At 37.1% G+C, this 9100-nt stretch carries 10 protein-coding genes; 5 read left to right on the forward strand and 5 right to left on the reverse strand.

Features of this window, described 5'->3' with window-relative positions; translation table 11 throughout:
- Window positions 1–223 precede the first annotated feature (223 nt).
- Entirely contained in the window at window positions 224–847 is a 624-nt protein-coding gene (locus QNJ50_RS27620) for a class I SAM-dependent methyltransferase (protein WP_300642119.1), read from the reverse strand.
- A 94-nt stretch (window positions 848–941) separates the two neighbouring features.
- Between QNJ50_RS27620 and hemH the strand changes: the two genes are divergently transcribed.
- Window positions 942–2108, forward strand: coding sequence for a ferrochelatase (gene hemH / locus QNJ50_RS27625; RefSeq protein ID WP_300642122.1), 1167 nt, complete (start codon window positions 942–944; stop codon window positions 2106–2108).
- A 115-nt stretch (window positions 2109–2223) separates the two neighbouring features.
- On the opposite strand, the gene QNJ50_RS27630 is transcribed toward hemH, so the two are convergent.
- Window positions 2224–2364 carry a ribbon-helix-helix protein, CopG family gene (locus QNJ50_RS27630; RefSeq protein ID WP_300642125.1) on the reverse strand — a complete coding sequence of 47 codons (141 nt, stop codon included), beginning with the start codon at window positions 2362–2364 and terminating at the stop codon, window positions 2224–2226.
- Between the two features lie 132 nt (window positions 2365–2496).
- On the opposite strand from QNJ50_RS27630, the gene QNJ50_RS27635 reads away from it, so the two are divergent.
- Window positions 2497–2688: a plasmid partition protein ParG gene (locus QNJ50_RS27635; protein ID WP_300642128.1), complete on the forward strand. Its 192-nt coding sequence runs from the start codon at window positions 2497–2499 to the stop codon at window positions 2686–2688.
- Between the two features lie 724 nt (window positions 2689–3412).
- Here the strand turns inward: QNJ50_RS27635 and QNJ50_RS28665 are convergent.
- Both QNJ50_RS28665 and QNJ50_RS27640 read right to left on the reverse strand, forming a co-directional pair.
- Window positions 3413–3565, reverse strand: a complete 153-nt coding sequence (locus tag QNJ50_RS28665; RefSeq protein ID WP_366914347.1) for a hypothetical protein — start codon at window positions 3563–3565, stop codon at window positions 3413–3415.
- Between the two features lie 64 nt (window positions 3566–3629).
- Window positions 3630–4484, reverse strand: coding sequence for a MerR family transcriptional regulator (locus QNJ50_RS27640; protein WP_300642131.1), 855 nt, complete (start codon window positions 4482–4484; stop codon window positions 3630–3632).
- Window positions 4485–5005: 521 nt separating this feature from the next.
- On the opposite strand from QNJ50_RS27640, the gene QNJ50_RS27645 reads away from it, so the two are divergent.
- Entirely contained in the window at window positions 5006–5287 is a 282-nt protein-coding gene (locus tag QNJ50_RS27645) for a hypothetical protein (protein WP_300642134.1), read from the forward strand.
- A gap of 334 nt (window positions 5288–5621) precedes the next feature.
- Here QNJ50_RS27645 and QNJ50_RS27650 read toward each other — a convergent pair whose 3' ends face one another.
- Complete coding sequence (locus QNJ50_RS27650; RefSeq protein WP_300642137.1) at window positions 5622–6095, reverse strand: DUF2656 domain-containing protein; 474 nt, start codon at window positions 6093–6095, stop codon at window positions 5622–5624.
- Window positions 6096–6419: 324 nt separating this feature from the next.
- Between QNJ50_RS27650 and QNJ50_RS27655 the strand changes: the two genes are divergently transcribed.
- Both QNJ50_RS27655 and QNJ50_RS27660 read left to right on the forward strand, forming a co-directional pair.
- Window positions 6420–7343 (forward strand): hypothetical protein, encoded by a 924-nt coding sequence (locus QNJ50_RS27655; protein ID WP_300642139.1) that lies wholly within the window; start codon window positions 6420–6422, stop codon window positions 7341–7343.
- 222 nt (window positions 7344–7565) lie between these two features.
- Window positions 7566–8600, forward strand: a complete 1035-nt coding sequence (locus tag QNJ50_RS27660) for a BMP family protein (RefSeq protein ID WP_300642142.1) — start codon at window positions 7566–7568, stop codon at window positions 8598–8600.
- Window positions 8601–9100: the final 500 nt, after the last annotated feature.

Genomic DNA, 9100 nt, shown 5'->3' on the forward strand with positions numbered 1-9100 from the left:
TTTATAGCGGTTTTCGGTTGAGTGTAGTACACCTCGTAGAGACGTAAAATTTTACGTCTCTACATTTGGGAATTAGAAAATGTATTTGATTCAAATGAAAACCGCTATATTTAATCCACATTCCTAACGACGTAAAACTAAGCTTTTGGTATCGCAAATATTATCGCCCAACGTCGTAATGATATAAATCAATTACACATGCGTAAGTCCTAATTTTGTTAAATCACTTTCTCGCTTGAATTACTTGCAAACTACCACCTGCATATAACTTCAGCTCCTCAACCTTGAACCCCACATCTCTGAGTAACCCAGGTAAATCGCTTCTTAACAACTTCCAAGCCGTTTCTGTTTCAAACAACCAAAAGAATACCCATAAACCGGGAACAAATAAAGGATTTGTTGGTTGATGAAAATCTACAATTGCAAATATACCTCCCGGTTGCAATATACGATATACTTCCTTGAGAATCTTTTGCAATTGTTCTGGCTGCATTTCATGTAATGCTGCACTTGTATGGACAAGGTCGAATTTATTTTCAGCAAAAGGTATATCTTCTGCAAATGCTTCCACATAATTCGCTTGAGGAACATTTTCTTTTGCCCGTTCCAGGGAAAGAGGAGAAGCGTCTAATCCAGTCACATTTCTTGATATTTTAGTTAAGATTTGTGTGGCTTGACCGCTTCCACAACATAAATCTAAAATTCTGCTATCTGAGTTAATTGTTAAGCCTTGCAAAGCTAGGTGACGAAATTTATTTTCTCCACCAACGCTCAAGGCTGCGATGCGGGAAATCCCATCATATAACCATTGGTAACGATAGCTTAATGTTCTTAAAAATGTAGCCACTGGTGCTTACCTTTCTGTTAACTTATATCTTTAATAAAGATATATTGTTAACATTAGTAAAAAAGCTGAAAAAAATTGGGGGATAAAAACTGCCATGGGTCGTGTAGGCGTATTATTATTAAACCTCGGTGGGCCAGATAAATTAGAAGATGTCGGGCCATTTTTGTACAATTTATTCTCCGATCCGGAGATTATTCGCCTACCGTTTCGGTGGTTGCAAAAACCCCTAGCTTGGTTTATCGCCACTCGGCGAACTAAAACATCTCAGGAAAATTATCGTAAGATTGGTGGAGGTTCGCCTCTACGTCAAATAACAGAAGCTCAAGGAGAAGCCCTCAGGGAGCAATTACAAAGTTCGGGGCTAGATGCTGAAATTTATATTGCTATGCGTTACTGGCATCCTTTTACAGAGGAAGCGATCGCCAGATTAATCGAAGATGGCATTGACCGTGTGGTAATTTTACCTCTTTATCCCCAGTTTTCAATCAGCACCAGTGGTTCTAGCTTCCGGCTTCTCGAGAAATTTTGGCAAGAAAATCCCAAGCTTCAAGAAGTTGAATACACTGTTATTCCATCTTGGTACAAGGAAAAGGGCTACTTGGAAGCAATGGCTGAATTGATAGCTCAAGAACTCGATCAGTTACCCAACCCCGATAATGCTCATATTTTCTTTAGCGCCCATGGTGTTCCCAAAAGCTATGTAGAAGAGGCTGGGGACCCATATCAACAAGAAATTGAGGAATGTACTTATTTGATTATGCAGACCCTCAATCGGGCGAATAAATACACATTAGCTTATCAAAGTCGGGTAGGTCCTGTTGAATGGTTGCAACCTTATACCGAAGATGCAATTGAGGAGCTTGGGGAAAAGGGAATTAAAGATTTGGTGGTGGTACCAATTAGCTTTGTCTCAGAACATATTGAGACACTGGAGGAAATTGATATTGAGTACCGAGAAATCGCCGAAGATTGTGGAATTAGTAATTTCCGTCGCGTACCAGCCCTAAATACTCATCCGGTATTCGTGAAAGCGTTAGCAGATTTAACCGCTGATGCTTTAGAAAATCCCAGTCTGACTTTAGCGCAAGTCAACCAGATGAAGAAAAAGGTCAAAATTTATCCCCCAGAGCGTTGGGAGTGGGGTATCACCACTTCTGCTGAGGTGTGGAATGGTCGGATCGCAATGATTGGTTTCATTGGTTTACTGATTGAACTTCTTACTGGTCACGGACTATTACATGCGATCGGAATTTTACAATAGGTCATTTGGTGAATTCCAAAAAAAATATACAACAGTAATTTAAGGGCGCACATTTTTGATGTGCGTCCTTACTGATCGTAAATTATCAGTTAATTTGTCAAAATTAGTTGACTTTTCAAAGCTTATCCCTAATCAGTTGACGCAGCACATCAGTCATTGGTCTTCCTGTCACCGCGCAATACTTTTCCAGTTTCTTGGCTTCCTGTGCTGCCAAATTTACAGTTAGTCGTTTTGCAACCCACTTCTTGTTAAACATTACACTAGCCCAATCAAAACACCGCAAAATTATCATAAGTGCTTAATGCCGTATATGAGCAAATACTTTTATTTGTAGCGCCGTATACGTGTTATGGGATAATGTCTCGGATGAGATTTTGCTTAAAAGGAGATGGCAGACAACCCACATCAAAAAGATTTACGTGTTTATTTAGATGCCGACATACATATGCGTCTTAAAATACTTTGTGTCAAAAAGAACCGTTCGATGAGTTCCGTAGTGGCTGAACTCGTCGAACAATGGATCGAAGAGACAGAGGAATTAGAAAGACTAGAAAGACAAAAGCGTCCTCCCAGAAACTGAAAGGACGACTAATAGAAAGATCATCTTTCCTGTATTTTAGATACAAATCCCCAGATACTCACCATCTGGGGATCAAATATACTCAGAAAACACATTAATAAGTAGGTGCTAGATCTAACTCAGTGCATATTTTTCTTGCCAATACTCACCACAGTCAGTCAACAACTAAAAACGTAAAAACTGTGTACTGCCTAGACTTCAGTTTAGCTTTTTGCTTTTAGCAAATTGGTATCATTGCATCACAACTTTTTTTTTGTTATTATTAGTAGTTACGGCGATTAAAGTATGTATGTATATTACATAGCAATAGCCAAAAAAAATCCCGAGCCAGGGAAGCTCGGGAGTCACTTGTCTGAACTGAGATATGCTTTTAGCTTAGCGCAAAGACTAAGCAATGTAACCTAAAAATGAAAATACTCTAAATCCAAATTTAAGTAAGGGTTTGGAGTATTTTTATTTGTCAAAAATCCTCTCAACAATAAAAAAAGATTGTGAGTAAAAAAGTGTGACAGTTCTATGTACAGGTAACAATAACCTACTCAGCTATTAACCTTCTTTCCGACAATAAATACTGCTTTGTCTTTACTAGGTTGCCAATTATAGTCAATTGAAAAACCGCCATCGATCAAACTTTCTTCTAATTCTTTTACCGTAAAAACCTTTGATACCCTCGGTTTATGCGACTTCCAGACACACCAAATCATTATTGATAGAGACAAAACTTCTATAGTTGCAAAAATATATCATCCATATCCTTGGTATCAGTACTTATGACAAACGCAATACCTATTGCACCTATGATGATGTTTGCCCGGCGATTTAAGTTATATTTCAATACCCGAGACAAGAGAACCATGGAAATTTGAATTTCTATCATGATTCCCTCTATCAACCATGCTTCCTCAATTAGATTGCTGTTATTACCTATCCCCGTCCTAGAGCTAGTTTATTGATAACAAGTCCAGTTCAACCGTACGCTTACGGATTGGAAACTGAATTTCTGTGACGAAGTCCGAATCACCGGATTGTTTAGGTAGTCTCAAAAAGACCAATCGCACGGGACCGGCGAAGGTATACTGATTGGCTTCGACCCATTCACCGATAGCGTTATACCCCAGCAGTTTTGCACAGGAGGCTGCAGGAGGAATGAAAGTAGCCATGGTTTCTTCTGGAAGCGATCGCTCTGTAAGGGTTATACCATCACAAATAGTAAGGGGAGCATGGGAAGTTGCATTGAGCAAACGTCCAAGTTCGATATCAGTGCGGTCGCTACTTACTCCATCTTCGTGAAGAACAATTGTCAGAGCTCCGTAGGTGGAACCATTCTCCCCAGAAAGAGCATTCATAACAGACCAACATAAATTATCTCCCGACTCAGAATTTGATAAGGTTTTACGTACCCCAATCAACCTTTGTTGGGGAACTTGCTTTACCACTACGTCACGCACATAGGTCTCCCGATCTTTAATTTGCTTTAAGCGCGATTCAATTGTGCGAATACGTTTGAGTTCGTCTAATACCTGTTGCTCTAGCTCAGCTTTTTTTATCAGTAACATACCCTGAATTTCTTCTAAGGAGATATCATCTTTAATGAATCGCCGAATTTGATCTAAGGATAAGCCCAACTCTTTGAGTGCGAGAATACGGTTGAGTGTGGGTAATTGGGTCGCACTATAGTAACGATGACCACTTGCAGGCTCAACTTTGATCGGTTGAAACAAACCAATCTCATTATAGTAACGTAGTAAACGCTTAGATACCTGGGCGACCCGAGAAAATTCCCCAATACTGTACATGGTGTTTTCGTTTTATTTTTTCTAGATATTCATCACCATAGGGGATGCCGTAACGTCAAGATCAAGTGAAGATGAAAAAAATGTGGCACTATATTTTTTCAAAGCTTCTACGGAAAGAGAAAAATAAGCTGTTGTACTCTTCAAAACAATAATTTTAGTTATGGGGATCATATTCGATTTTGTTGGCGTAAGCCTGCGCTTTGCGCTTAATATACAAGGGTGCGTTAGTCCTACAACGCAATATCCTCAAAGCTTTTGGTGCGTTAAGACTTCCGTCTAATGCACCCTACTGGACTGACACAGCTAAAATAGTGCATTAGCAAAATCCAAAAATCATTAATTGAAATAAATTTTAGGACAAATCTATTGCATCATTTTAGGCGTGTCAGTCCACTACAATACCTAATTTTTTATACCCAGAGTGCACCATGAGCTAATAATAATCAAACCAGAGTCCTATATTCTGTTTTAGATTTATGATTTAAGTAGGACAGCAGCCGTATTCTGAGGAAGTGTGTAAGGTGCTCAGAAATAAGTTTTTTTCTACGGGATTTTTGATTTTACTTGTGCTGGGTATTAGCGGTTGCTCTTCCTGGAGAACCGGAATATCAAGGAACGTATCTGACTGGTCTAATCGGGATGCTACGGTTACCTGCTATTCGGGAGGTAAGGTAATTTTCGAAGGCGAATCTGATGGTAAAGTGTTTTCCGAACCAAATTCTGATGGATATATTTTGTTTGATAAGAAAAATAATGGCAAATTAACAGAAGTTTCTGGCGATTGCATTATTAGATACAAGTAATTACCAGCCTAAGATACATTTGTTAGAAAGTTATATTTTTAAGAAATTATTTTGTGCTTGAGAGAAAATAGGGAACAGAAATATTACTTTGTGTCGCAAGCTGAATGTATGGAAAGGTAAAAGATCTCAAATATCGTGGGCTAAGTATTAGAATCATTAGCAATAACATCATCTAAACCCATCCCACTAATAATATTTTCTGGATTAGCGTCAATAATATATGACAGGTGGAAATCTAGTTGAGCTTATTCTCGAGCATCTAACTGATGTACGCTGATAGCAATTTAAATTTCCAGTAACTAAGCTGCTAAAAATTAATTAAATTTCTAAAAAATTAAACTTCTAATTCAACTTTGAAAATTCTTTCAGGGGGTTTAGAAGCAGTTTTCACTTCCCAGTCAATTTCTTGGAGAAAATGTTCTGCAGAAACTGTTTCTACAACATCTACTCCCCACTCCCCAGGTTGAAGGGAAGTTGGAGAAGTGCTCAGGGGAGGGGTTGTCTTCAGTCCTCCCAATGCCAAAATACTTAGTGCAGCAGAGTTAGGTTTTTTTTGAGTTTGACGCTTTTTCCCCAAAGCTTCAGCACAAAGTTCCCCAACTTCATGGGGCGATCGCTGATGTGGGTCAAACAAAACTTCTACCATCCAATGGGGGTTATTAATCCCAGAGCAGCTAATATCACTGTAAGACTTGAGTCCATCAACAAATGTACTGACAAATTCTTCTCGACTAAGCTGAGGTACAACTTCATCCAAAATATCAAAGTTGTGGGACAGTAGCATGCGCCCTTTTTGAGTTCCTATCATTGCACTTAAAATACCTTTATTTGGTAGATACTAAACTATTTACTTTACCCGAAGTCGATTTATTAGTGGAAGTTTTGGACAGAATACTTCAATTTACAGTTGAGAAATGACTATCCGAAGTAATTAAAAATAGCAACTCGCACATAGTCGAGAAGGTTATGAATTTACTTTTATCTGTGGGACACTAGGGTTTACTATGTGTAAAATGGGACTTACCCTGTATCCTTATTTAGGTTTGGGGATATCATTCCCTCAGTCAACCTTAGGATGTAATGCTTTCACGGCTAGCAGGTAGATGATATCTCTCCTGAAATTATTAGTCTTATGACAAATCACCTGCACATCACAAAGTATACACCTGCAACTGTTAGGCTGTCTCAATCTAATCTTAGAAGCCCCTCTTCCGTTTTACTGATAATACTGGCTGTTATCCAATCGGTACCTTTATTTTTTGGTGGCTTCATGTTTTTTTCCAAGCCTGTAACAATACAAGCAAAACTTGAATGCGATCGCAATTCTCGTCAAAAAATAATTTGTGAGTTGAGTCAATTAAAAACAAATTATTTTCGGTCTGATCGAAGTGTAGTAAAAATTGAAAACCTTAAAGAAGCTCAAATCGCAGCTTATACACCTAATTTAGAAAATGTCAAAAGTTATCAGATTGTCCTGAACCATCAAAATTTAAGCACTCCATTTATGACCGATGATGACGTGGGTTTTTCATTAAATGAGACAAGAAACAAAGTCAATAAAATTAATGCTTTCATTGGTGATATTACACAAGAAAAGCTGACAACAGAGTTAATAAAAGAGCCTATTTTACTAAGAACAATTGGTATTTTCATTATTCTGCTAGTTACTATCGCAATAATATTATTAATTGTTAATTTAAGTGTCTATTCATGTATTTTATTTGATAAATCAACTGGTACAATTACTATAATTAATCGCAGAATCGGCAAGGGGCAAAAAATAACATATCCTCTGTCTAGAGTTGAATATATTATTGAAAACAAAATTTCCAAAAATCGATTCGAAAAAATTAAAAAATTAGAAGTATTACAACCAACTGATAAAATTATTGCCAGAAGTCAGATAGGTAAACAAAAAACTGTTAAACCATATTTCCATATTGTCAGTCTGAAATTGAACTCAGGTCAATGCCTATTTTTATATGATTCTCCTTACTCTTGTACTTATGAAGTAAATTTAATTAATCACTTTATCAACGCTTCGCAGAGTGAATGAAAATTAAATGATGATTAAGATATTTAAATAGCGACCGTAATAATTTTATTAAGTAGTAATTTTATTGAATAGTAATTTTATTGATGTGAAAATGGAATTATATTATGTAATATTTTTATTTAAGTTTTCATTTAATATTTATAAATTGTAAATTATTAAATACAATTGTCACTTAATGCGTTAAAGTCTAGATTTATCTAGGGTTTATAAATCCAGATCGAAATGTCAAAATATATCAACAGACGTCAATTTTTGATTTATGGCGGAGCGGCAACAAGTACAAGCTTACTACTGAAAGCTTGTGGCGGAAATTCTCCAACTACATCCAATGCAAGTAACGCATATAAAATTGCGATCGCTCTTCCCGGATCTATTACAGACAAGACTTGGAACGAATCAGGTTACAAAGGTATACAATTAGCCAAACAAAAACTGGGTGCAGAAGTAACCCACTTAGAAAAAGTATCCCAGCCAGATCAAACGGAAGTACTTTCTGATTTTGCTCGTCGTAATTATAACTTAGTGTTTGCTCACGGAGGACAATTTGATGCTGCGATTCAACAGGTTGCACCACAATTTCCTCAAACTTTTTTTGTTGGGGTAAACGGTGCAGTTTCTGGAGCTAATTTTGGCTCATTAAGAATTGAACATTCACAAGCAAGTTATCTCTGTGGAATCATTGCTGCATTGATGACTAAAAATAATAGAATAGCTTATATTAGCGGGCAAAAATTTGCTGCAACTCAAGAAGAATTCCGTGGATTAGAATTAGGAGCAAAATCTATTAAGCCAGACATACAAGTTACTTCTACTTTTACTGGTGATTGGAATGATGTAGCAAAAGCAAAAGAAGCAACTTTAGCATTAATTTCTACTGGTGCAGATGTTATATATCAATGGTTAGATAATGCTTCTGCGACTGTTTTAAAAACAGCTAGTGAAAGGGGAGTTTATGCTTTTGGTAATACCAACGATCAATTAGATATAGCTCCCAAAGCAGTCTTAACTAGCGCAGTTAAAAGAATAGATTTAGCAATTGCTTATTTAGCAGAACTTGGACAACAAAATTTACTTAAAGGTGAAGTTTATAGAATTGGTTTAGAAAAAGCAGATATTTTAAATTTGGGTAATTTTGGTAATGCGGTACCTGAGAAAATAAGAAAACAAGTACTAGATACAAAAGCTGAAATTATTTCTAATAAAATAAGCTTTAAGGAATGTCAAGAAAATGGCGAAGATACTATTTGTGTTAATTAGAAGTAAGGAGTAAGGAGTAATGAGTAAGGAGTAAGGAGTAAGGAGTAATGAGTAAGGAGTAAGGAGTAATGAGTAAGGAGTAAGGAGTAAGGAGTAAGGAGTAATGTTAGCGTAAGGGGGGCGCGACAGCGCACAGTAATAAGTAAGGAGCAATGAGTAATGAGTAACAAGTAACAAGTAATAAGTAATAAGTAATAAGTAATAAGTAATAAGTAAGGAGCAGGACTTACGCAAGTGTCACAATTGCTGGTTGGTGCGTGACGCTATAAGTCTTATTCTTACGTTCAGATATTTTCACAGCGTCACACACCCTACAGGAAAAATATGCCAGTTGCGTAAGTCCTGAGGAGTAAGAAAATCGTATCCGCTCAGTAAATCGGGGTAAGAAGAAAAAAGAAGAAGGAACAAATGTAGGGGATGTATCGTAGAATATGACCCATGACGCAAAAACCACCAGAGAAATTAGTGTCCGCATTACTGCAATCGGTTGACCCAGGTAC

The organism is Mastigocoleus sp. MO_188.B34, from assembly GCF_030065675.1.
Taxonomy (GTDB): domain Bacteria; phylum Cyanobacteriota; class Cyanobacteriia; order Cyanobacteriales; family Nostocaceae; genus Mastigocoleus.

Excerpts from the sequence above, each read along its gene's own strand:
- QNJ50_RS27635 (WP_300642128.1), top strand. The coding sequence starts at position 2,497 with ATGGCAGACAACCCACATCAAAAAGATTTACGTGTTTATTTAGATGCC.
- QNJ50_RS27630 (WP_300642125.1), bottom strand. The coding sequence starts at position 2,364 with ATGTTTAACAAGAAGTGGGTTGCAAAACGACTAACTGTAAATTTGGCA.
- hemH (WP_300642122.1), top strand. The coding sequence starts at position 942 with ATGGGTCGTGTAGGCGTATTATTATTAAACCTCGGTGGGCCAGATAAA.
- QNJ50_RS27655 (WP_300642139.1), top strand. The coding sequence starts at position 6,420 with ATGACAAATCACCTGCACATCACAAAGTATACACCTGCAACTGTTAGG.
- QNJ50_RS27640 (WP_300642131.1), bottom strand. The coding sequence starts at position 4,484 with ATGTACAGTATTGGGGAATTTTCTCGGGTCGCCCAGGTATCTAAGCGT.
- QNJ50_RS27660 (WP_300642142.1), top strand. The coding sequence starts at position 7,566 with ATGTCAAAATATATCAACAGACGTCAATTTTTGATTTATGGCGGAGCG.
- QNJ50_RS28665 (WP_366914347.1), bottom strand. The coding sequence starts at position 3,565 with ATGATAGAAATTCAAATTTCCATGGTTCTCTTGTCTCGGGTATTGAAA.
- QNJ50_RS27650 (WP_300642137.1), bottom strand. The coding sequence starts at position 6,095 with ATGATAGGAACTCAAAAAGGGCGCATGCTACTGTCCCACAACTTTGAT.